Below are 21,972 nucleotides of genomic sequence, written 5' to 3' on the forward strand. Positions count from 1 at the left end.
CTATCCTCGTGCTGCTAGGGCTGCTTGTGCTGCTGCGATGACGGCGCGGCCAATAGGCGCGGCCACGGAACCACCGGTGGCGGCTTGGCCGGCATCGCCACCGTTTTTCACCACCACGGCAACGGCAACGTCGGCATTAGCGGAAGGCCCGAAAGCGATGTACCAGGCGTGCGGGTTGGAGTTGCGGGAATCCTCACCGTGCTCGGCAGTACCTGTCTTAGAGGCAATGTCGGCGCCGGTGTAGCCAGCCGTGTGGCGTTCCGATAGTCGCATTAGGTCCGTCAACGTGGCGGCTACCTCGGGGGTGACGGCCTCGTTGATCTGGTGCGGCTTAGTCTCCTTAATCACCTTGAGGTCTTGGCCGACGATCCGACTCACAAGGTGAGGCTCCATACGCTTGCCGCCATTGGCCACGGTGGCGGCTACGACGGCGTTGTGGAGCACGGACATGGCAACGTCGCGCTGGCCGATCGACGACTGCCCGCGTGCCGACGGATCCGATACGTCACCGATGGTGCCAGGGGCCATATCGACGCCAAGATCGTAGCGATCATTCACGCCGAAAGCATGGGCGGCCTCATCAAATTTTTCTTGGCCAACATCAATACCCATCTGCACGAATGCGGTGTTGCACGAGTACTGGAATGCGGTAGCCAAGGTGACATTTTGGGAACCGGCACAGGTTTGTCCTGCATAGTTTTCCAAGGTGGTGATGCCGTCGGGAAGCGTAATGCGGTCTTGCCCCGTGAGCATCGAGCCCGGGCCGTAACCAGCGTTAAGGCCAGCCGCCGTGGTAATCACCTTGAAGGTAGAACCTGGTGGCAGCGTCTCTTGGGTGGCGTGGTTGAGCAGCGGGTTGCCGGGGTTGGCATTCAACGCAGCCCATGTTTCCTCGGCGGTATCGGGGTTGACGATCGCCGAGGGGTTATAGCTCGGGGTCGATGCCATGGCAAGGATTTCGCCTGTCGACGGTTTGATCGCCACAACTGCGCCCTCGTAGCCGGCGTTGGCCATCTGGTTATACGCCACCTCTTGTACCTGCGGCAGCAAGGTGAGCTCGACGTTGGCTCCGCTGTGTTTACGGCCCAAAAGCTCATCTGTCCAGCGGCGCACTGACACGGAAGAATCCGTGCCACTGAGTACACCGTTGAGGTTTGACTCCATGCCCGAAGCCCCATAAATGTCAGACAGGTAGCCTTCGATCGGACCATAGATCGCAGGGTTGGTCACGTAACGACGCTGGTAGAAGCCATCCTCATCCTGGTAGGACTCGGCTAGTACCTGCCCGCCAGTGGAGATTTGACCGCGGGCCTGCGACTTCAACTCAATAAAGCCGCGTCGATTAAGCGCATTATGCGCGTATTTTTCCTGGCTAAAACCCTGAATGATCGTCAAGTTGACCAACAAAATCAGGATCAGCAACAGTGCGAACACACTGGTGAATCGGATAGATCGGTTCATCGGTGGGCCTCCTGACCTCGTGCGGCCTGCTCGTCCATAGACACCACGTCGTTGGCGGCGGCTTGTGTGGAGTGGGAGATCCTAAGGATCAGTCCGAGAAGAATGTAGTTAGCCATCAAGCTAGATCCGCCCTGAGACATAAACGGCGTGGTCAGACCCGTCATCGGCATCAGGGCGGTAATTCCAGCGGTGACCACAAAGACCTGGATGGCCAAGGTCAGCGAGAGGCCGGCAGCCATGAGTTTGCCGTAGGAATCACGTGCCCGCAGCGCAGTGCGCAGACCGCGGGTGATAAAGATAGCAAAGAGAATCAGCACGGCAGCAAGTCCAATAAAGCCGAGTTCCTCGCCAACGGCGGCGAGAATGAAGTCGGACTCAGCAACTGGGATCAGCTCTGGGTGACCTAACCCGAGCCCAGCGCCGGCTACGCCACCAGAAGACAGCCCGAAGAGTGACTGCGAGAGCTGGTAGCCCGTGCCGTTGAAGTTATCCAGTGGGTTAATAAAGTTGGTTACGCGCGACTGGATCTTGCTAGAGATCTGGTACAGCGCGGTACCGCCAACGGCCACAAGTGCTGCACCAATGATCAGCCACGATACGCGGTTGGTGGCTAGGTACAGCATGCCGAGCACGGTGCTAAACAGCAGCAGTGCGGGGCCGAAGTCGTTTTCGCCGGCCATAACCAAAATGGCGAAGGCCCACACGCCGAGGATGGGGCCTAGGTCGCGGAGGCGCGGGAACTCGAGTCCAAGGAATCGGTAGCCGGCTACGTTAAATAGTGCGCGTTTATTGACCAAAAGCTGCGCGAAGAAAATCAGCAGCAAGATCTTGGAAAACTCACCTGGTTGCACGGAGAACGGTCCGATGGAGATCCAAATGTTGGCGTCGGCATTCATCTTGGTAGGCCACACCATGGGCAGTGCGAGCAGGATCAGGCCAAGCAAGCCCAGCACATAGGAGTAGCGCGACAACATCCGGTGGTCGCGAATAAACACCAAGACGGCGATCATGAGGAGGATACCCACAAGGGTCCAGATCACCTGGCGGCTAGCAAGGGCGGTGTCGCGTGCGAGATCGATGCGGTACACCATGACCAGCCCTAGCCCGTTGAGCACGCTGGCTACCGGCAGCATGACTTGGTCGGCATGCGGGGCGGTAAAGCATAGCGCGAGGTGGGCGATGGTGAAGACGCCAATAAAGCCGCCGATCACCCAGAGTGTTTCGGAGGTGACCGACAGCCCTTGGGCCATGTTGAGGTTAATCAGGGTGACTGCGATGAGCAGGGTTGCCATCACGAGTAGCCCGAATTCCACGGGGCGTGCGGTAATGCGTCGTAGGAAGGTCATTTATTTGACCTCCCTGCAGGTTTCGCCAGGCGTGGAGAGATCATCGGGGGAGCCAGTACTGCTTGGCGACGCCGCCTTTGTGGTCGTAGGGGCTGCACTCGACGGTGCCGCTGGCTTCTTTTTATCCTTATCCTTTGGCTGCGCAGCCTGACGAGTAATACATGCTGGCAGGGTATGTTCTGCCAAGCGCTGTAGCTGCTGCTGCACTTCGTCGTAGCTGCCGTCGGGAAGCGTGGACACCTGTCCGCGTGCCGACTCCTTCAGGTCGCTCAACCGGAACCGATGACAAGAATTTTCTGCGTCGGCAGAATCCACAAACGTGAGATCCCCCTCGGGACTCAAACAAGCGAACTGGTACGTGCTGTGCAAAGACTTGCCCAGCAAGGAGACGTCGATACCGTTTTCGATAACCAACGCACCCTGCGCAGTATCCGAATCCGCGGTGGTGACATAGTAGTTGTTCTTCACCATCGAAGAACCCCACCAACCAGCACTGATCAGCACAGCCAATACCACCAGCGCACTAATCACGGCCACCATGCGGCGTCGTGGGCTGGGAGTAGCCTCCTTGACAGACTCCGGATCCGGAAGGATCACCTGAGGCTGGCGCTGCGCAATCGCCATCGCAGCCCGTCCCGCCGCCGTATCTGGGCGGGGATCCTCCGGCATGCTCGAATTAAGAGCGCCCACCGTCAGTGGTGTGACCGGCAACGATGCGACAGCAGCGGACTCATCCGAGTCATCCGCCTCTACAACATCTGCCACCACAACCGTGACGTTATCGGGGCCACCCGAACGAAGCGCCAAATCAACCAACCGACGAGCAGCCTCTTGGGGCGTGCCCTGCTGCAGAGTCGTCTCAATTGTCGAATGCGTGACCGGATCAGACAACCCATCCGAGCACAACAAGAAGCGATCGCCAGGGCGAATATCAATCATCTTCAACGTGGGCTCAACTGGGCGACCAGTATAAGCCTTCAAAATCATCGAGCGCTGCGGGTGTGTGGACACATCCTCAGGGGCCAGCTGCCCCTTATCCACGAGGGACTGCACATAGGTGTCATCCACCGTGATCTGTTCCAACGCTCCATCGCGTAGCCGATAGCCACGGGAATCACCCACATGGCACATCGCCAAATCGGCACCGTTGAACATCAGCGCCGTCAGGGTGGTGCCCATGCCGTCGGTTTCCGGAACATCGCGGACACCTTGAGCGATGGCACGGTTGGCGTCGTCAGCTACCGATGCCAACAACGCCAACATGTCGTTGTCGTCGGCGTCGGCGTCGAGACGCATCAAATGATTAATCATCAACTGCGAAGCAACCTCGCCAGCCGCATGACCACCCATGCCGTCGGCAAGCGCAATGAGGTGAGGACCCGCATACGCCGAGTCCTCATTATTGCCTCGCACCAGCCCCCGATCGGAAGCCGCTGCATAATTCAACCTCAGCATCAAGCAACCAACCTCACCGTTGTACGACCAATCTTAATGTCACTACCAGCAGAAACCTTCTCCGGCTGATCAATGCGATAACCGCCCACATAGGTGCCATTGCGGGAATCCAAATCCTCCGCAAACCACTCACTACCACGCTTAATCAAACGAGCGTGACGAGCCGACGCGTAATCATCGCCCACCACAAAATCGCAATCCTTCGAACGACCCAACGTAATCTCCGTCAAAGAACCCAACTGCATAGACGAACCCGTCAACGGGCCCTCAACCACAACAATCTGCTGAGGTGCGCCACCACGACGAGACACCTTCTTCAACGGACTCGACGCCGACGACACCCCAGGTCCCGTCACAGCCTGCGGTGCGACCGTCGTTTGAGCAGCCGACTTAGCATCCTTGCGCTGAATATAAAGAGCAAGAAGAATCAAGAGCCACAACAGAACCAACAAGGCAATGCGCAGCAAAAAAACAATGACGGATTCCACGAGGTAGGGCTCCTTAATTCGGCTCTACGATACGAACTTCAATATGAGAATGACCAACAGTAATCACGTCGCCATCCTCCAACAACCAGTTCTCTACAGGAGTGTCATTCACCGTCGTTCCATTCGTTGACTTCAAATCAGTCAAAATGGCATCACGACCATTCCACGTAATCTCCGCATGCTGACGCGACACACCCGTATCCGGCAGTCGGAAATGGGCCTCATTAGAACGCCCGATAATATTCGAGCCCTCTTCCACCAGATACGTCCGCGACGAACCATCCTGCAACAACAAGCTCACCGTCGGAGTTGCCTTCGGCTCCGGAACCGGAACCTCCGTATAAACAGCATCCGGCGCCTGCGCCGTCATGTACTCCGTCCGAGGATCAGCATCATAAGAATTCATGCCGGACTCGCTTTCATAGTTGCTTTCATCATTAGTAGGCGCTGCAGCCGCCGCATCATCTTCAACCCCAATAAAGCGGCTGTACTCCTGCGGGGCAGGATCAAAAGCTGACGACGCATGCAGCTGGCCAGTACGAAGACCCGAATCCGCGGCGATCGTGACCACCACCGGACCCTCAGTAGACCAGCCCTGATTACGCGTATAACGCGACAAACGATCCGCAAAATCATCAGCCAACGACGGATACCGCTGGGCCAAATTCTGCGCATCCTTTCGGCTCACACGCACACGGAACACATTCGGAGACTCCACACCGCCCTCATAAGTGCGCACGATATTATCCTGCACCTCTTGCTTAAGCAGTTCCTCAATCTCCGCCGGAACGAGCTTGCCACCGAAAACGAAGGCGAAACTATTATCCAAGCCACGCTGCATAGCACTATCGAGCTTGGCCACCTTGCCCATGATCGACAAAGAACTTCGCCTCCTTAAACTTTCTCGGTTAAACATAGTGACAACACGATGGCACTAAGTATAGGTGTCCAACGCCTATGTCCCTAGCTGTGTGCATTGACCCACTGGTATGAAGCGGGGTGCTGGCCCATGTAGAAACAGTGCTTGACGTTGACATTTGTGCGGAAAACTTAATGGTGTGATATAGTAGCGCAGTCGCAAAAAATTTGCTTCACCACCTGCCCAGGTGGCGGAATTGGCAGACGCGCTGGCTTCAGGTGCCAGTGTTCGCAAGGACGTGGGGGTTCAAGTCCCCCCCTGGGCACAAAGAGCAGTTCACGAACTGCAACGGCCGGAGGTCACAAACTCGAAAGAGGGCGTGTCCTCCGGTTTTTTGTTTTGTTGTGGGCAGGGTGGGCGGATTGGGGGCTAAAACCGTATTGACACGTCACCGTGAGTAGTTCGTGCCAAATTAAATCATTTCTTATGTCTCCGACCTGCGGAAATGTAAAACGGCTCAAAAAGTTTTGGCACGAACTACTCACTGAAACTGCTTCCCAAAGTATTTATTCTTCAGGATTGCGGTTAAACGTTAGTGCATAGCCCACTGCTGGTAGGGAAGACGCGAATAAGTATGTGTAAATCATGTACAGCCCAGCGAATATGGCGAGAAGGTTTGGGCTAAGGGGGGAATCGGGGGCTATAAGGCTAGTGCTGGCAATGATGGCCGCGAGACCTCCGATAAAAAGTAAGCTAAGTGCGGTGCTGAGGGAGCGCTGACGCCATTTATTAATCACAGCTTTTTCGTAGTCGTCAAGACGGTCTTCGGGTGCCATATCTTTGAGATCGATGGTCGATCGCAGGATCGTCCAGCATGTCATTGCGATAAACATGCATGCGATAAAAACCCAGATGAAGTGAATCCATATAAACATGAGGAGCTCAAAGATTAAGGCTAGGACTAGACTAACGAAATACCCTGTGACTAAGAGGTGGGTAGATCGGGGGTTGCGCCATCGGGGATAGGGATTGCCGTTGCTGATGGCGAAATCGTAGAAGCGTTCTTTGATTTGAGAAGTCATCGGGTCATGCTCCTTGAGTGAGGCTTGCAGCGGTGAGGGGGGTGAAAGGTATGCGTGAGAATATCGCCTCAATAGGTAGGTTGAATACGTCGCAAATACGAAGGGCAAGATCGAGGCTGGGGGAGTGATCTCCTCGTTCTAGTGCACCAATGGTTTGTGGGTTGACGTCTACAAGCTCCGCGAGTTGTGCGCGAGACATATCTCGTTCGGTGCGCAGTACGCGGATGCGGTTGTAGATACTCCGTTCAAGCTTTTTCTTTGGAGACATGCAATATAGTGTTGTATAAACACAACAAATTGTCAACGTTTACAACGATTTATATGTCTATGCTCCCGTTTATCTGGACCTGTGTTTCGCCACCTACCCAGATGCCTGAGGCATCATCAAGGATGGTGATTTTTCCAGCTGCGCCCACAAACTTTCCTTGGAATGCTTCGTATTCGTTGTCCACCTTGTTTTGTTTGCGTAGCCATTGAGCGATGGCGGCATTCAATGAACCTGTGACTGGAACCTCTCCAGTACCTACAAATGTGCGTACATGGACGTGAGTGCGGTCGGCTATCGCAATGACCCCAAGACGCTTTCCTATGGAAAGTGCTGTCGGAGTAAGAGTGGGAAGAAGATCTATATCGGCTAGTTGAATAAGTTGTCAACGTGGACCGTTTACTCCCCAGACGGCAGTGGCGATGTTATGAACAGAAATTCCTAGAGATTCGGCGACTTCTTGGATCTCGCTGGTAGTCAGAGGGGCGTTGCATGTGAGGGGTGGTGCTGAAAAGAAAAGGTCGAGTTATCATTTCGGATTGTTATGAGGCCAGCGGCGCATTCTTGTACGAGAACATCGTGTCTTTGTGGTTTCCACCAAATTCAAGCCAAGCACGTGCAGAACCTAATGTTGGGTGGCCGGCGAACGGCAGTTCTTCGGTACGAGTAAAGATACGTACACGGTAATCTGCATCGGTTGTTGTCGGAGCTGATAAGAAGGCAGTTTCGGAGAGATTTAGCCACCGTGCAATATTCTGCATCTGGGTAGTGGACAGATTATTTGCGTTACCGACGACGGCAAGTGGATTACCTGTGAAAGAACCGTATTGACACGTCACCGTGAGTAGTTCGTGCCAAATTAAATCATTTCTTATGTCTCCGACCTGCGGAAATGTAAAACGGCCCAAAAAGTTTTGGCACGAACTACTCACTTCGGCGCTAAACACCCCCGCCACGGCATCGCGGCGCTTACTCGCTGCGGTGGGCGCGCAGCGTGCGGGCGCATAACGGATAAAGTGTCGCGCATGCGATTGCTGCGATACTGAAGGCCACGAGCCAGCGCGGGCCGTGTGCGATTTCTGGCCAGGCTGCCGCCGCGAGTAGCCATAGTGGGGTGTCGGCAAGAACATCGCCGCCGAGCGTGGCAGAGATGATCGTCCAGATAACTGCCCAGATGATGGTGGTTGCCGTGCCGAATCTGGTTACTATCAGCAGTGCGATCATGGTGAGCATGCATCCTACTGGGATGGCTAGTGTGAGCCGTGTCAGTTCGGTGCTTAAGGGGCTGCCGGAGATGAGTCCTGCAAGTGCCGCGATGGCGCTCATGGTACTTACGCATAGTGCGTGGATGCTGAGAAGCGTTGGTGTGCAGCGTGGATTTTCTATGCGCATGATGTTCCATGCGGGGGCGGTGGTGGGCCAGATGAGTGCTGGTAGTATGCCGGCCCCGATGGGGAGCATGGCGAATGTGAATAGGCCGTGGATGTAGCTGGGTGGGTAGGTCATGGCAACACACAGCATTAATATTGTGCACAATATGATGCAGCTGCGCACGGCGGGGGTGAGGGCTACGGGTAGGAGTGCAGGCAGTACGTTACGGGGGCGGTCAGCAGGCCTGCGTGTCGACGCCTTCCGTAGCACTGCAGTACTTACGTGTTGATGGGTGCGTCGAAAAGCGATGCGGTACCGAGGCGTGACCACCGCGATGATCGCCCCTGCAGCAGCAAGAACCAAACATAACAGCAGTGCTAGCCATGGTGACTCGTGGCGCAGGGCGGCATCGGGTTCGAGGGGGACAGCGTTTTGGTGCACCTGCAACACCGGTAAAACGAGGCGCACTGGCCACGCGAAGGGGAACGCCCACCACACAGGCCCTTCGACGATAGTGCGGGTAGTCCCAGCCAACTGCCAAACCAAGAACACCACCAGTGTTATCACGATGTTGGTGTTCCTTGCGCAGGCCATAGCAAGTCCGGCCACTCCTATGGCACCGACCCAGCTCAGCACCCCGAGGAGGAGGATCCGGTTGGCGCCCGTGCGGCCGTCGAGAAGCGCAAGCAGCCAGGTGCCGCCAAAGTTGAGCACGTGGAACACTGCCACGCACGTGATCACTGCAACAAAGCGTGCCAGCCGTAGGGACCGCATGCTCAGGCCGTGCCAATGCCGTCCACCCATGCGGGCATGGCGCTCGCGCAGCTCTGCGGATGCCGCAAACATGGCCGTCAGTGGTGCTGCAATACCGGTGGCGTACATGCTTTGCCACGTCAGGATTCCGGTGGCGTCGGGATCTTCAGTGACAACGCGGGCGAGTGTAAAGGTGAGGAAGAATAAGGGGAGTGCAGTGAGGGTGAGCCACGCTGTTGACGAGGATCGCGAGGCGATAAACTCGGAGGCGAGGTATCTATTCATGGTGGTCACCAGTTTCTAGTACGCCTGGTTGGGTAAGGCGGAAGAATTCCTGCTCGAGCTGGCCTTGGGGTGCTAGTTGATCGAGGGGACCGCTGTATCGAATAGTGCCTTCGGCGAGGATGGTGACGGTATCGGCAAGCTGGGTGACTTCTCCTAACTGGTGGGAGCTCACGAGCACAGTCTTGCCACTGGCTGCCCACGCCCGCAGTAGCGCGCGCAGATCGCGGATACCTTGTGGGTCAAGGCCATTTTGTGGCTCATCCAAGATGAGGATGTCGGGGTCGCCAAGAATCGCCTGCGCTAGCGCCAATCGAGCCTTCATGCCGGTAGAAAAACTCCGCGCCTTTTTCGACCCAACATCGGAAAGCCCCACCACGTCGAGCACGCGATCAGCCTCTGAATCTGGCAGCCCCAACAACTTGCTGTGCACCCGCACATTGGAACGCGCTGACAAATGCCCATAGAAGGCTGGCCCATTAATAGAAGCACCTACTTGGGAAATGTCGATAGTTACCTCACCGGAATCGGCGGGGATCAAACCAAGCAGAATGGAAAACAGCGTGGATTTTCCTGCACCGTTGCGCCCCAACAGGGCGTGGACTTCCCCAGGGCGGATATCGCAGGAAACATTGTTCAAAACATGCTGGTCGTGGAAGCTTTTAGAGACTTCATTGACTCGAATAGTTGTACTCATGGTTGTTGATTGTTATCCAGCAACCACAAGCGCAGATCCTACCGTGGTAGGAGAAGCCCAGCTTTATGTGCAAACAACACCAAAGCGACGCGGTCACGGGCATGCACCTTTGCCAATAGTGCGGTGATATGTGTTTTTACGGTCGTTTCTGCAATCCCAAGGTCAGCACTGATCTCCGCGTTGGTGAGCCCTTGTGCAACGCGCAGTAGTACATCCATTTCGCGCCGGGTGATCAGGCTTAGTCCTTGGCGCTGCTCGGGGCTGAGATCGCTGCCATAGGCGTGGCGGAATGTGTCAATGACCTGCTTGGTTACTCCGCTGGCTAGAACGGATTCTCCTGAGTGGATCGCCTCGATTGCGGTGAGGAAGATTTCGGGGTCGGCGTCTTTAAGAAGAAATCCGTGCACTCCGGCGGTGAGCGCTTCGCGGACGAGCGTGGGGTCGTCGAAAGTGGTGAGCATGACGATGCGGATGCGAGGGTGCCGGGCGAGGATGGTGCGTGCTGCGGTGATGCCATCCATGACGGGCATGCGGATATCCATGACCACAACATCCACGTTGTGGCTCATGCACGCATTGATGGCTTCGGCGCCGTTGGCGGCTGTGGCCACTACGCGCATGGTGTCGCGGGAGTGGATGATTGTGGAGAACGCTTTGAGGATGGGTGGTTGGTCGTCGGCAAGCACAATGCGAATCATTAATGGTCTCCTTGGTGCATGGGAATGGTGGCACAAACATGAAAATCGGATGCGGTTCCTTGGGCACTAAAACGACCGCCGAGTGCGGTTGCGCGTTCGTTAAGCCCCAGCAGCCCTGAGCCAGGGCTTGTCGACGCCCCAGTCGGTGCCATCGCCTGGGAATCGACGGTGATCTGCAGTTGCTCATCTACCTGCACTCTTAGCTGCACCGTGCTACCAACACCTTGGTGTTTCACCACATTGGTAAGCGCCTCCGACACAATGCGGACGCCAGCAAGCTGCACCAAGGTGGGCACTGGTGGACAATGCTGGGGAAGGTGGGCCGAGATATTCAAACCGGCACGTTCAAAGCTGGCAACGATCTCCGCTAGATCGGCGAGCTGACACAATGGTTGCATCGCACCTGATTGTGTGGGATCTCGAAGTGCGTGCACAATCCCGCGCACCTCTTCAAGGGAAGTGGTGGCTGCGTTACGGATCTCCTCTAGTGCTTCGCGTTGATCGCCACCATATAGCCCAGCCTGCGCCTGCACCTTGATCAGGGTTAAGGAGTGTGCCAGAACATCATGAAGCTCCCGTGCGATCAGCAGCTTTTCTTCTTCGCGAGCGGTTTGGTATGCAGTCTCACGCGCTTGATCGGCGAGGAAATAGTGCGCACCAACAGCGTAAACGCACCCTAGCAATGTCCAGTGGAACCCGATGGCTAGCACTAACTCCATACCCTCGCGGTAGTGCAGTAGAAGATGTGAGTCCAGTCGCCACATTACAGGGGAGGCAAATGAACCGACCAAGGTGAGTAATAGGATGATGCGACCCCAATTTCTTTGGGGAAGATAACGCGCGGGTGCGTATACCGCCATGGGTGCTAAGACTGCCCACGGGGTGACTCCCATATTTTCTGGTAGCGCATGGCACCAGACTGCCGCCCAGGCGCCGAGGAGTGTGACAAATCCGGCGGAGCTGAGTTTGGGGCGGGATCGCCAGTGCCAGATAAAAGGCAGAAATAGGATGGAGATGGCTGCATATGCTGTGTTGTGGGCGGAGGGGGTCTGGGTAGCGAAAAATAGATAGCCTGCGGTGATGATGGTCGCGGCTGCTGTCAGGATCTTGTCACCTAGGCGTGCCATGGTGGCAATAGTAGTGGTGTGGTGAGTAGTTTGTGCCAAATCTTTTTGGGGTGCCCGGCGTTTCCGCAGGTGGGAGATATAAGGAAAAATTAAATTTGGCACGAACTACTCACTAAGCATGCCCTGGTGACGTATCACCTTTATTGCCGCTGTTAAAGCATATGATTTCCATTAATGAAAACGTATTGAAAATATTGACACAGCGGTGTATTTTCAGTTTTAGAGCTTGTTGAAAAATAAATTTTCACATCTAGATAAGGGAGTCTTGACATCATGACCCATGTAGTTCACGAGAACCACACCCACCAGCACGGCCCAAGCTGTGGTCACGTAGCAGTTCCTCACGGCGACCATGTTGACTACATTCACGACGGTCACCGCCATGCATTGCACGATGGCCACTGGGATGATCACTAAAAAATAATTAATATTTTTTAATATGGATTGCATTTCCAATAACGGAAAATGCAATCCATATTTTTTTGTCAAAATATTTACAGGTTAAATATCCCCAAAATGAGAAAATAACCACCCGATTGCGGGTGTTAGAGCCTCTATTAGATCACCCCGTGTTGGGTTTTTAAATTATTAAGTGTTTACTGTGGAAAGTGCTACTTTGATGATTGGGGTGGTTGTTGTGGAGGCAATACCGTACAACGAGTTCCATGGTGTGGCCCCTGCGCTGGATGTTTCCACAGACGCTGAAATTTGTGAGGCTCTCGTTCGTATCATAGAGGTTGAGGGGCCAGTGCTGGGTCGGCGATTGTTGGAAGTCTATGCACGCGCGGCAGGGCATAAATTGGGGAGGCGAATTAGGGAACGCCTTGTCGCCGTAATGAAGGCGCCAGAATTTTCCAGAAGTGTTGTATGGGAGGATCCGCTGAACCGAAATAGCGTTATGATGTCCACCATGTATCTCAAGGACACGCCCTCAAGTGTGATTCGTGCCATTGGTCCGCGGGATTTCCCTTCTATTCCACCCAATGAAATCAAAAGCCTGATGATGCAATTATTGCATGACGATTATGATGTCACCCGTGGGGTTTTATATAAGCGCGTTCTGCGCTTTTATGATCGCGGCGGGAAGATTACCAACAATGTGCGAGTGGTTCTCGACCCCGTCTACGACCTGATCATTAAAGAGCAGGCGTAGCAGTATGGGTGCGTTGAGAGATCACTTTTTGAACACCACCGAGTAGGGCGTCGAAAAGCAACGCGAGTGCGACCACCAGCACGGAGGCCGCCAACATCTCGATGTAGTCCCTCGTTTTCAGACCGTGGAAAATAAATCTGCCCAACCCCACATCTGCTGTATACGCAGCAAGTGTGGCCGTAGCAGTCACCTGCAACACCGCGGTGCGGATACCACCTACTAGCACGGCTGCAGATAGCGGCAGTTCAATGGAACTGATTACTTGGCGGTGGGTAAAACCCATGGCGTAGGCGGCGTCGATAGTCGCGCGGTCAACTGCGGCCACACCGGAATAAGCGCCGGCCAGCAGCGACGGGATAGCCAAAATGATCAGTGCCAGCATCGGTGCCGTAAGCCCAATACCAAAAGCCAGCCCAAAGATCGTGAGCAATCCCAAGGTTGGCAACGCGCGGGCAGCACCACTGACACCACCAACAAGACCCGCACCGCGGCCGGTATGGCCGATCAGCACACCAGCCGGAAGCGCGAGCAGTGCGGCAATGGCGACCGCAGCCAGGCTGATTCCAACATGCTCGAGCAGGCGGGCAAGAAAGCCTTGCGGGCCCCACCAGTGTGCTGCAGTGGTGAGGTAGGAGAGAAGATCACCGAACCAAGTCATGCGGGGTTACCGTGCCTTTCCTGGGCGAGTCCATGGGGTGCAAATACGTTGCAGGACAAGGCAGGCGACGTCGAAAAGCACGGCGAGGAGCACCACGGTCACGATACCCACCACTACCTCGGCGGTGATATTGCGTTGAAAACCGTCGGTAAACAGGCTGCCCAAACTGGACACACCAATCAGTGCGCCGATGGTCACAAGCCCGACGGTGGAAACACACAGTACGCGCAGGCCAGAGATCAACACGGGGATTGCCAACGGCATATCTACCTTCCATGCGATCTGGCTCGGGCTCATACCTTGGGCCACCGCGGCGGTGCGGACTTCCTCCGGTACCGAACGAAACGCGTCGGTGGCGGTGCGTACGATCAAAGCAATGCCATACACGCACAGTGCGATGATCACATTGATCTGTGAGCGCAGCGGCACAGCCACGATAAAAGGCACGATGACCAGCATGGGAAGCGCTGGGATCGTATAGGCTAACGACGTCACCTGCACCACCGCGTTACCTACTCGCGGATAGCGTGCGGCAAACAACCCCACGGGAACCGCCACCAGCACACTGATCACGATGGCGGGAACGCTGAGCAGCACATGTGCTCGCAGTAGATCCAGCACTTCTGGCCAAGCATGCATTAGCCACATGTGGCACCATCGCCTAGAGTTCCTAGTGGCCTGCCGAAGGTGTCAACGACTACGGTGTGGCCGTCGATACGCTCGGTGTGCAGGCTGCGATTTTCCTGATCAGAGCCTAAAAAGGAGGCCACGAAGTCGTTGGCGGGATGGGCGAAAATGTGGGCAGGGGAGCCTTGTTGGGCAATCTTGCCGCCCTTTTCCAGCACCACGATGTGGTCGCCTACGCAGAAGGCCTCGTCGATGTCATGGGTGACCATGACCACCGTTTTATGCAGGCGGGATTGCAAGTCGATGAGTTGTTTTTGCAATGAGCGCCGCACGATGGGATCCACCGCGCCGAAGGGCTCGTCCATGAGCAAGATGTCGGGGTCAGAGGCCAGCGCCCGCGCCACACCGACGCGTTGTTGCTGGCCGCCGGAGAGCTCGCCAGGGTAGCGGTTGGCTAACGACGCATCCAGGTCGACGTTGTCAAGCGCTTGCTTGGCACGCCGCTCGATTTCAGCCTTGGGCTCTTTGTTGAGCGTGGGGACCAAGGCAATATTTTGAATCACGGTGCGGTGCGGCAAAAGCCCAGCGCTTTGGATCACATAGCCGATGGAACGTCGTAACTGCACCGGATCCGTCTCAGCGACATCTTTACCGCGCACAATCACACGGCCCTCGGTGGGCTCGACCATGCGATTGATCATGCGCAACAGTGTAGTCTTACCGCTTCCCGACGACCCCACCAACACCGTCGTCTTTCCCTTGGGGATAAACAGACTGAAATCGGCCACGGCTTTCTCACCACGTTTGCCATAGCGCTTACTCACCGACTCAAACTCGATCATGACGCCACGCTACACTACGACCTCGGCAAGTACCTTTCCTCGCGGAGAGGTACTACCAGCCATAGGCTCCTCAGTAATCATCACCTTGCGGGTGTCACCCGGCAACGGCATCCACACATCAGTGTGCTCCTCCGGCCCAATAACACCAGCCGATTCCATCGAACCATCCGTCTTAACCGCCCACACCTGGGCACCCATCCCGTGCCCAACCGCAGGAGCACCATCAACCATGGCACCACCAGAATCCATCGATTGCGACACCACAATATCCAACGTGGCACCCATCGCCGACGCATCCGCCTGACGCACATCAGACGCAGCCAAAATGCTATCCATTTGAGCATGCGGATCCGCTGCCTGCCACGGCTGATACACCGCCGTGACCGCACCAGCAAGCAACACCACCGACGCGGCCATCGACGCAAACACTAGCCCTGGGCGGCGGCGTCGCAACGGCGTAACCGTAGCCAACTGCTCCGGCGCCTGCCGTACCGGCTGCTCCTGCGGGGTAGCCGCAATGGCATTCATAACGCTGAGCTTTAACGCCGGTGGTGGTGTCATTGGAACAGGGGAAACATTGAGCGCATCTTCTACATCTCGGGGGAAGTTGTTACTCATCGGGCTGCTCCCGTCGCAGATAAATGGGGGTGAACAAGCTGACGTAGTTTTTTCAGGCCGTCGCGTAGCCGTGTTTTCGCTGTTCCCAACGGAACGCCCGTGGCCTCTGCGATTTCACTATGGGTAAGCCCTTGGAAATAGGACAACATAATTGCCGTCCGGTGCGGCTCACCAATGGAATCGACGAGCGCACGAACCTGCTGCGACTCCAAAGACTCCACCGCCTCTTCCTCAGCGGCACACCATGTGGTGGCGCTATGCAGAAAATCGTTGGTATCGCGTTTTTTCGAAGCAATATCGGAACGAACGCGATCAATAGCCCTCGACCGAGCCAACCGCAAAATCCACGACCGTGCCGAACCACGGGAGGCGTCGAAACTCGGCGCAGTACGCCACACCTCGACAAAAACCTCCTGGGTTATCTCCTCTGCCTGCGCACGATCATGAATCACCTGAGTGCTCAGGCCTAAAACATAGGGCGCGAGCTGGTCATAAAGCTGCGCGAAAGCCGCTTGGTCACCAGAAGCAACCGCGACGAGCAAATCATCGGGATCCATGACCAATAACTCTACAGCGGTCACACCGCATACAGCGACCAGCGAAAAATCTACTTCTGCATTGACTCAGATTCGTGGGTCATCTTGTCGTGCTCCATTTTGTCGGATTCCATCTTGTCGTGCTCCATTTTGTCGGATTCAGGTGCCATCTTTTCGGAGCTCATCTGGGTGCTCATCTCAGAGGTCATCTTCTCAGAAGCGCCGTCATCGCCACAGGCTGCAAGGCCGAATGCGCCGGCTGCGAACATCATGGTCAGGGCTGCTTTGGTGGTCATACGCATGAGTGAATACTCCTTATGTTTCACGATTACTTGCTTACTTGAAGGCTGACACCAGGAATCCTTCCTGTGTGTCTCATAGGGGTATTCGGAACCCCGAGGGGAAACGGATTGCGATTGGGTGAAAAGTTTTTTCGCATTGCGAACAATCCATAACGGTGGGTGGCTCCGTATCAACTCACAACAATGTTGAAAACCTAACCACCACTGCGATGAGGGAGCACGTAACAGATGTTTGAATTGGCCACAATCGGATTAATCGGTGGCATTGTCACCGGTATATCCCCATGTATCTTGCCGGTTTTGCCGGTGGTTCTCGCCGTGTCGGTGGGCCGTAGGCCAACCCATGTGGTCGCTGGCCTAGCGCTCAGCTTTGCCACCATCACGCTGTTGGGCACTGTGATTTTGAGTTCTTTGGGTCTGCCTAAAGACGTACTGCGTTGGACGGGTATTGGCCTGCTGGTGATTGTCGGTTTGGGCATGATGATCCCTAAGCTGGGTGAGCTGGTCGAGGAGCCATTTAGTCGCATTCCGCGTCCAACTTTTTTGCAGCAAAAGGCCCGCGACAAGGGTGGCTTTATGATCGGTCTAGCCCTAGGTGCAGTGTATGTTCCCTGTGCAGGCCCCATTTTGGCTGCTATTACCGTCGCCGGTGCAACGGGTGACATCGGTTGGCCAACGGTTGTGCTCACCGTGGCATTTGCCGTAGGTGCGAGCCTTCCGCTGCTGGTGTTTGCACTGGCCGGCAACAAGATGGGTGAGAAGATCGATGCGATCCGTAAGCACATGAAGCTCGTCGGTGCGGTCATTTTGGCGCTGGCGGTGGCGATGGCGTTGAACGTCCCTGAGCGTGTGCAGCGTGCGATCCCCGACTGGACTGCTGGTGTGCAAAAGCAGATTAGTGAAAATGACACGGTTCGAGGTGCTTTGAGCTCCGGCGGCGGCTCCTTGGCTGCGTGCCGCGACGCCGACCCATCGATGCTGCATGACTGCGGTGAAGCACCGGAGTTTGAGGGTTTGACCGGCTGGTTTAACACGGATAAGCCTGTGTCTACGCACAGTGGCCAGGTAACGCTTGTGGACTTTTGGGCCTACGCGTGCATCAACTGCCAGCGTGCGGGTGAGCACATCACCAAGCTTTACGACGCCTACCGCGATGCTGGTTTGCAAGTCGTAGGTGTACACGCCCCCGAATATGGCTTTGAGCACGAGCTGGCCAACGTGAAAGATGCTGCCAAGCGTGAAGGCATCAACTACCCAGTGGCCCAAGACAACGACTTTGTTACTTGGAAGAAGTACAACAACCGCTACTGGCCAGCCCGCTACCTGATCGACTCTCAGGGCAATGTGCGCCACATTCACGAAGGTGAGGGTGCTTACAAGGAAACTGAACAACTGGTGCGCGAACTCCTGCGTGAAGCAAACCCCCAGGTATCACTGCCGGAGCCAGTGGAAAAGGGCGTCGAAAAGCACGATGCGCAACTCACTCAGCGCCGCAACCCCGAAACTTACCTTGGCTACGAGCGTGCCCGCTACTTCACCAACAGCAACTACGGCCCAGGTGAGCGCACCCTCGAATTCAACGCACCAAAAGTTGGGCAATACACCCTCAGCGGAACCTGGGAGATTGCATCCGACCACATCAACCCTGTTAAAGACGCTGCATTGGCCGTGAACATTCACGCAGCAACCGTGCAGACAGTTGTTTCCGGCACCGGAACCCTCGAAGTGACCTACCCCGATGGCCACACCAAGGAATTTAAGGTGGCCGACGGCACCGTCAACGTGGTGGAACAAGACGAGCCTCTCGACGGAATCGTCACCGTGAAGCCATCCCAAGGCGTGAGCTTCTACTCGCTAACCTTCGGCTAAGCCGCATATAAAAATCGGCCAGGTGAGTTGGACACAATGTTGCTGTCCAACTCACCTGGCCGATTTTTATTGAGTGTGGCGTTGAGCGTTGCTCTGAATAGCCTTTTCCAACCAGACCGCCAAGCCTTTCGCGTACTTGTCATAATGCGCGGTAAAGCGCGGATCGGCAGTGTATCCCTGAGCAATCAGCACATGCTTGCTGTGTGAAACCGGAAACCATTGCGATAAACATGCCCGGTGTTCCTCTGCGAGTGCATGTGCGTCTGGTAAATCCGGGCAACATCCTCCTCGCTGTAGAGGCGGTAATCGGCCCAACTGCGCCATTGGGGGCTGACTAGTCCGATGGCATCCCAATGGTGAAGAGTACGCACGCTTACACCGACGAGGTCTGCTACTTCACCAACAGTGCGAAGATTGTGTTCTTCCATGGGAGTTACCATTCACCCTGACGCAGTGTGAGGGTCAAGTGGGCCGATTTTTATTGGGTTCGACTACTGCTCGTCGATCTTTTTCTTTACGGCTTCTTGTACTTGGTCTACCTTGTCGGCGTATTTGCCTTCGGTTTTGGAATCGATAAAATCGCCGGCCTTATCCACGGCCTCCTTCACCTTGTCGGAGTTGTTGTTGATCAGGTCTTTAGCTTTGTTGAGAATATCCATGCAGGTCAGTCTACAGAAATTTCTCTACTAGCTGCTGGTATCCGGCAACAGTGAGGCGGAGATCTTCAAGATGGAGGTACTCGTCATGGGAGTGGAGTTGGCCGTGAACATGCCCTAGGGTGCGTTCGGGTGCGTGGAGTGCAAACCCATAGCCATTGCCGCCCATTTGCCGGGCAAAGCGCAGGTCAGAACCACCAGGTGCGATCATGGGGATCACGGTGGTGGTGGGGAAAGCATCGTGGAGGACCTCGGTTAGTGTGCGGTAGAGCGGGGAGTCGGTAGGGGAGATGGTGGCGGGTTCGCAGATGAGGTGCTCGATGGTGACATGGGGTGCGAGATCGCCGAGTGCGCGGGTGAGGAGGTCATCTACGTATGCATCGTCGTGCCCGGGGAGAGTGCGGATGTCCATGTCGAGCCAGGCGTGGCTGGGAAGAACGTTGATGGCTTTACCTGCGCGTAGCACGGTCTGGGCGATGGTGAGGTGGGAGATTGCGTGGCCGAAGGCGGCGAGGCCGCCGAGGTGTTCGTAGCCGGTGCCGCTTCGCAGGGCAGCGGTAGTGGTGGGGTCGAAGCGGAAGGCGTCGATAAAGCCGTGCCAGATGTCGTCGGTGCTTACTTCGGGTTCAAAGGCGGCGATCCGGCGGGCTACTTCGCCGATCGTGGCGATAGCGCTGTCCTTGTTGTAGGGGGCGGAGCCGTGGCCAGTATCGCCATAGACGTGGAGCCGGCGTTGAGCAGCGCCTTTTTCACCGACGTAGATGATGGTGGAGTCGGAGCCATCGCGGCCTGGGATGTGGGACCCGCCGGTTTCAGAGACACAGTTCTTCCAGCTCAACGCCTCGGGGTGGTGTTGGGCTAGCCATGCTGCGCCGAGGCCACCGCGGGCTTCTTCGTCGGCAAGCGCTGCGAAGTAAAGGGTGCCGGCGTTGCCGCCGGTGCGGGCAACATGTCGGGTGACGGCGGCCATGGTGGCGGTAATAAAGAGCATGTCGACGCTGCCGCGGCCGTAGAGTTTGTTGTCGATGATGGTGGCATCGAAAGGCGGGACGCTCCAATGCTGCGTATCGACGGGCACCACATCGGTGTGGCCTAAGAAGGTGAGGGGTTCGGCGGCGGGGTCGCTTCCAGCAACAGTGACGACGAGGCTGACGCGCCCTGGGTGAGGTTCGAAGCGTTGGATGTTCACGGGACTTCCTGCGAAGAACTCTTCTAAAGTGGCCGCATTGCGTTCCTCGTGGCCGGAGTCTGGTGTGAGGTCGTTGACGCAGGCGTTGCGGATGAGTTGGGTGAGCAGGGTGAGGGTGTCGTCGTAAAGCGTCATGTGTACCACTTTAAGGGCAATGGGGGTGATTGACATCCAAGATTAAACACCGTTCAATAATTATCGCTAGGATTTTTGGACATCTACCAATTGCCACAACATGGGAGCATCACGTGACTGACATTCTAGAACTCGCCCGCACCAAAGTGCTCAACAACGGCGAAGGCCTGAACAAAGAAGAAGTCCTCCAAGTATTACAACTCGACGAAGCCCGAATCCCAGAGCTGCTCGAACTCGCCCACGAAGTACGCCTCAAATGGTGCGGCGAAGAAGTAGAAGTAGAAGGAATCATCTCCCTTAAAACCGGCGGATGCCCAGAAGACTGCCACTTTTGCTCCCAATCTGGACTCTTTGAGTCCCCGGTACGCTCCGCATGGCTCGACATTGCCGGCCTTGTAGAAGCTGCAAAGCAAACTCAAAAATCCGGAGCCACCGAATTCTGCATTGTGGCAGCCGTCAAGGGCCCCGACGAGCGCCTCATGAGCCAGCTCGAAGAAGCCGTCGCCGCCATTAAATCGGAAGTCGACATTGAGGTCGCAGCCTCCATCGGCATCCTTACCCAAGAACAAGTCGACCGCCTCAAAGCCGCCGGCGTACACCGCTACAACCACAACCTAGAAACCGCACGCTCCTACTTCCCCAACGTAGTAACCACCCACTCCTGGGAATCCCGCCGCGAAACCCTGCGCATGGTCGGCGAAGCCGGAATGGAAGTCTGCTCCGGTGGCATTATCGGCATGGGTGAAACCCTAGAACAACGCGCCGAATTTGCCTGCGACCTCGCAGAACTCAACCCCACCGAAGTTCCCATGAACTTCCTTGACCCACGCCCAGGCACCCCATTCGCTGACTACGAAGTTCTCGACACAGCAGATGCATTGCGCGCAATCGGAGCATTCCGACTTGCACTTCCTAAGACCATCCTGCGCTTCGCTGGCGGCCGTGAACTCACCCTTGGCGACCTCGGCACCGAACAAGGCCTCCTCGGCGGCATTAACGCCGTGATCGTGGGCAACTACCTGACCACCCTCGGTCGCCCTATGGAACAAGACCTCGACATGCTTGGCAAACTCCGCCTGCCTATCAAAGCCTTGAACGCGAGCGTCTAATGGCCACACGCACACAATCCACAGAGCTCCTCGAAGCCCTACTCGCGGGCGAAGCACCCCGCTTTCACCCCAACACCGGCCAAGAGCTTGTCGACGACATCGAGATCACGCTCTCCCCATCAGCCCGCGCCGGGCTCGAGGCACCTCGCTTTTGTCAGATCTGCGGGCGTCGCATGGTTGTGCAGGTCCGCCCCGATGGTTGGGAGGCCACCTGTTCTCGTCATGGCAGCGTAGATTCTGCTTACCTAGGCAGGCGCTAGAGTTTTAGCGGGCTGCCACGTGGAAGACGACTGTGCTTCCACTGCCTAACGGCGTAGACCCTAGCTGGGAGGCGTCTATGACAGACGTGATAGGGATGATAAGGGAAAGCAAAATGTGATTATTCCGGTAAATT

Annotated in this window: 26 protein-coding genes, 1 tRNA gene and 1 pseudogene; 6 read left to right on the forward strand and 22 right to left on the reverse strand. The window is 56.0% G+C overall.

The annotated features are described in order from the left end of the window. From CIP100161_RS00415 to CIP100161_RS00435, 5 genes are read right to left on the reverse strand one after another with little or no spacing between them, the layout of a single operon-like run. On the reverse strand, positions 1-1,461 hold the full coding sequence (locus tag CIP100161_RS00415; RefSeq protein WP_155871155.1) for a penicillin-binding transpeptidase domain-containing protein: 1,461 nt from the start codon (positions 1,459-1,461) through the stop codon (positions 1-3). Further along, positions 1,458-2,807, reverse strand: a complete 1,350-nt coding sequence (locus CIP100161_RS00420) for an FtsW/RodA/SpoVE family cell cycle protein (protein WP_155871156.1) — start codon at positions 2,805-2,807, stop codon at positions 1,458-1,460. Before CIP100161_RS00420 ends, CIP100161_RS00415 begins: the two co-directional genes overlap by 4 nt. Continuing rightward, positions 2,808-4,262 (reverse strand): PP2C family protein-serine/threonine phosphatase, encoded by a 1,455-nt coding sequence (locus CIP100161_RS00425; RefSeq protein ID WP_155871157.1) that lies wholly within the window; start codon positions 4,260-4,262, stop codon positions 2,808-2,810. Continuing rightward, complete coding sequence (locus CIP100161_RS00430; protein WP_155871158.1) at positions 4,262-4,750, reverse strand: FHA domain-containing protein FhaB/FipA; 489 nt, start codon at positions 4,748-4,750, stop codon at positions 4,262-4,264. Before CIP100161_RS00430 ends, CIP100161_RS00425 begins: the two co-directional genes overlap by 1 nt. 13 nt (positions 4,751-4,763) lie before the next feature. Further along, positions 4,764-5,630 (reverse strand): DUF3662 and FHA domain-containing protein, encoded by an 867-nt coding sequence (locus CIP100161_RS00435; protein ID WP_155871159.1) that lies wholly within the window; start codon positions 5,628-5,630, stop codon positions 4,764-4,766. Positions 5,631-5,850: 220 nt separating this feature from the next. Between CIP100161_RS00435 and CIP100161_RS00440 the strand changes: the two genes are divergently transcribed. Next, a tRNA-Leu gene (locus CIP100161_RS00440) sits at positions 5,851-5,934 on the forward strand. A 241-nt stretch (positions 5,935-6,175) separates the two neighbouring features. Here the strand turns inward: CIP100161_RS00440 and CIP100161_RS00450 are convergent. The 8 genes from CIP100161_RS00450 to CIP100161_RS00485 form a co-directional block, all read right to left on the reverse strand. Next, a complete protein-coding gene (locus tag CIP100161_RS00450) occupies positions 6,176-6,691 on the reverse strand; it encodes a hypothetical protein (protein WP_155871160.1) in 516 nt (171 codons plus the stop codon). A 4-nt stretch (positions 6,692-6,695) separates the two neighbouring features. Beyond that, entirely contained in the window at positions 6,696-6,959 is a 264-nt protein-coding gene (locus CIP100161_RS00455) for a helix-turn-helix transcriptional regulator (protein ID WP_155871161.1), read from the reverse strand. A gap of 49 nt (positions 6,960-7,008) precedes the next feature. Beyond that, entirely contained in the window at positions 7,009-7,185 is a 177-nt protein-coding gene (locus CIP100161_RS11975) for a hypothetical protein (protein WP_224787983.1), read from the reverse strand. Between the two features lie 313 nt (positions 7,186-7,498). Continuing rightward, complete coding sequence (locus CIP100161_RS00465) at positions 7,499-7,795, reverse strand: PhzF family phenazine biosynthesis protein (protein WP_232053020.1); 297 nt, start codon at positions 7,793-7,795, stop codon at positions 7,499-7,501. 130 nt (positions 7,796-7,925) lie between these two features. Beyond that, entirely contained in the window at positions 7,926-9,365 is a 1,440-nt protein-coding gene (locus CIP100161_RS00470; protein ID WP_155871162.1) for an ABC-2 family transporter permease, read from the reverse strand. Next, positions 9,358-10,059 (reverse strand): ABC transporter ATP-binding protein, encoded by a 702-nt coding sequence (locus tag CIP100161_RS00475; protein WP_155871163.1) that lies wholly within the window; start codon positions 10,057-10,059, stop codon positions 9,358-9,360. Before CIP100161_RS00475 ends, CIP100161_RS00470 begins: the two co-directional genes overlap by 8 nt. 38 nt (positions 10,060-10,097) lie before the next feature. Then, positions 10,098-10,757: a response regulator transcription factor gene (locus tag CIP100161_RS00480; RefSeq protein ID WP_155871164.1), complete on the reverse strand. Its 660-nt coding sequence runs from the start codon at positions 10,755-10,757 to the stop codon at positions 10,098-10,100. Next, the gene (locus CIP100161_RS00485) at positions 10,757-11,986 is read right to left on the reverse strand and encodes a sensor histidine kinase (protein ID WP_155871165.1); all 1,230 of its coding nucleotides are present in this window, start codon (positions 11,984-11,986) and stop codon (positions 10,757-10,759) included. Before CIP100161_RS00485 ends, CIP100161_RS00480 begins: the two co-directional genes overlap by 1 nt. 171 nt (positions 11,987-12,157) lie before the next feature. On the opposite strand from CIP100161_RS00485, the gene CIP100161_RS00490 reads away from it, so the two are divergent. Beyond that, complete coding sequence (locus tag CIP100161_RS00490; protein WP_166443129.1) at positions 12,158-12,301, forward strand: hypothetical protein; 144 nt, start codon at positions 12,158-12,160, stop codon at positions 12,299-12,301. A 175-nt stretch (positions 12,302-12,476) separates the two neighbouring features. After that, the gene (locus CIP100161_RS00495; RefSeq protein WP_155871166.1) at positions 12,477-13,037 is read left to right on the forward strand and encodes a hypothetical protein; all 561 of its coding nucleotides are present in this window, start codon (positions 12,477-12,479) and stop codon (positions 13,035-13,037) included. Here CIP100161_RS00495 and CIP100161_RS00500 read toward each other — a convergent pair. The 6 genes from CIP100161_RS00500 to CIP100161_RS00525 are packed head-to-tail and all read right to left on the reverse strand — an operon-like array spanning position 13,021 to position 16,620. Next, positions 13,021-13,695 carry an ABC transporter permease gene (locus CIP100161_RS00500; protein WP_155871167.1) on the reverse strand — a complete coding sequence of 225 codons (675 nt, stop codon included), beginning with the start codon at positions 13,693-13,695 and terminating at the stop codon, positions 13,021-13,023. The two genes, CIP100161_RS00495 and CIP100161_RS00500, sit on opposite strands and share 17 nt — an antisense overlap. A gap of 6 nt (positions 13,696-13,701) precedes the next feature. Further along, a complete protein-coding gene (locus CIP100161_RS00505; RefSeq protein ID WP_155871168.1) occupies positions 13,702-14,343 on the reverse strand; it encodes an ABC transporter permease in 642 nt (213 codons plus the stop codon). Continuing rightward, positions 14,334-15,164: an ABC transporter ATP-binding protein gene (locus tag CIP100161_RS00510; protein WP_155871169.1), complete on the reverse strand. Its 831-nt coding sequence runs from the start codon at positions 15,162-15,164 to the stop codon at positions 14,334-14,336. Before CIP100161_RS00510 ends, CIP100161_RS00505 begins: the two co-directional genes overlap by 10 nt. 9 nt (positions 15,165-15,173) lie before the next feature. After that, the gene (locus tag CIP100161_RS00515) at positions 15,174-15,782 is read right to left on the reverse strand and encodes an anti-sigma factor (protein WP_155871170.1); all 609 of its coding nucleotides are present in this window, start codon (positions 15,780-15,782) and stop codon (positions 15,174-15,176) included. Beyond that, positions 15,779-16,339 (reverse strand): sigma-70 family RNA polymerase sigma factor, encoded by a 561-nt coding sequence (locus CIP100161_RS00520; RefSeq protein ID WP_155871171.1) that lies wholly within the window; start codon positions 16,337-16,339, stop codon positions 15,779-15,781. Before CIP100161_RS00520 ends, CIP100161_RS00515 begins: the two co-directional genes overlap by 4 nt. Positions 16,340-16,389: 50 nt before the next feature. Continuing rightward, positions 16,390-16,620: a hypothetical protein gene (locus CIP100161_RS00525; RefSeq protein ID WP_155871172.1), complete on the reverse strand. Its 231-nt coding sequence runs from the start codon at positions 16,618-16,620 to the stop codon at positions 16,390-16,392. Positions 16,621-16,848: 228 nt separating this feature from the next. Here CIP100161_RS00525 and CIP100161_RS00530 point away from each other — a divergent pair, with 228 nt between their 5' ends. Further along, positions 16,849-18,489 carry a cytochrome c biogenesis protein DipZ gene (locus CIP100161_RS00530; protein ID WP_155871173.1) on the forward strand — a complete coding sequence of 547 codons (1,641 nt, stop codon included), beginning with the start codon at positions 16,849-16,851 and terminating at the stop codon, positions 18,487-18,489. A gap of 66 nt (positions 18,490-18,555) precedes the next feature. On the opposite strand, the pseudogene CIP100161_RS00535 reads toward CIP100161_RS00530, so the two are convergent. The 3 genes and pseudogenes from CIP100161_RS00535 to CIP100161_RS00545 all read right to left on the reverse strand — a co-directional run bounded on the left by CIP100161_RS00535 (position 18,556) and on the right by CIP100161_RS00545 (position 20,505). Beyond that, positions 18,556-18,917: pseudogene (locus CIP100161_RS00535) on the reverse strand (MerR family transcriptional regulator). 63 nt (positions 18,918-18,980) lie between these two features. Further along, the gene (locus CIP100161_RS00540) at positions 18,981-19,148 is read right to left on the reverse strand and encodes an antitoxin (RefSeq protein WP_003850040.1); all 168 of its coding nucleotides are present in this window, start codon (positions 19,146-19,148) and stop codon (positions 18,981-18,983) included. Between the two features lie 10 nt (positions 19,149-19,158). Continuing rightward, positions 19,159-20,505: a M20/M25/M40 family metallo-hydrolase gene (locus tag CIP100161_RS00545; RefSeq protein ID WP_155871174.1), complete on the reverse strand. Its 1,347-nt coding sequence runs from the start codon at positions 20,503-20,505 to the stop codon at positions 19,159-19,161. 77 nt (positions 20,506-20,582) lie between these two features. Here CIP100161_RS00545 and bioB point away from each other — a divergent pair, with 77 nt between their 5' ends. Together bioB and bsaP are read left to right on the forward strand one after the other, a co-directional pair. Then, the gene (gene bioB, locus CIP100161_RS00550; RefSeq protein WP_014309011.1) at positions 20,583-21,578 is read left to right on the forward strand and encodes a biotin synthase BioB; all 996 of its coding nucleotides are present in this window, start codon (positions 20,583-20,585) and stop codon (positions 21,576-21,578) included. Continuing rightward, positions 21,578-21,838 carry a biotin synthase auxiliary protein BsaP gene (bsaP, locus tag CIP100161_RS00555; RefSeq protein ID WP_014307755.1) on the forward strand — a complete coding sequence of 87 codons (261 nt, stop codon included), beginning with the start codon at positions 21,578-21,580 and terminating at the stop codon, positions 21,836-21,838. The genes bioB and bsaP overlap by 1 nt, the downstream gene beginning before the upstream one ends. The last annotated feature ends 134 nt before the right edge of the window (positions 21,839-21,972 follow it).

It is taken from the genome of Corynebacterium rouxii, assembly GCF_902702935.1.
Classification (GTDB): Bacteria; Actinomycetota; Actinomycetes; order Mycobacteriales; family Mycobacteriaceae; genus Corynebacterium; species Corynebacterium rouxii.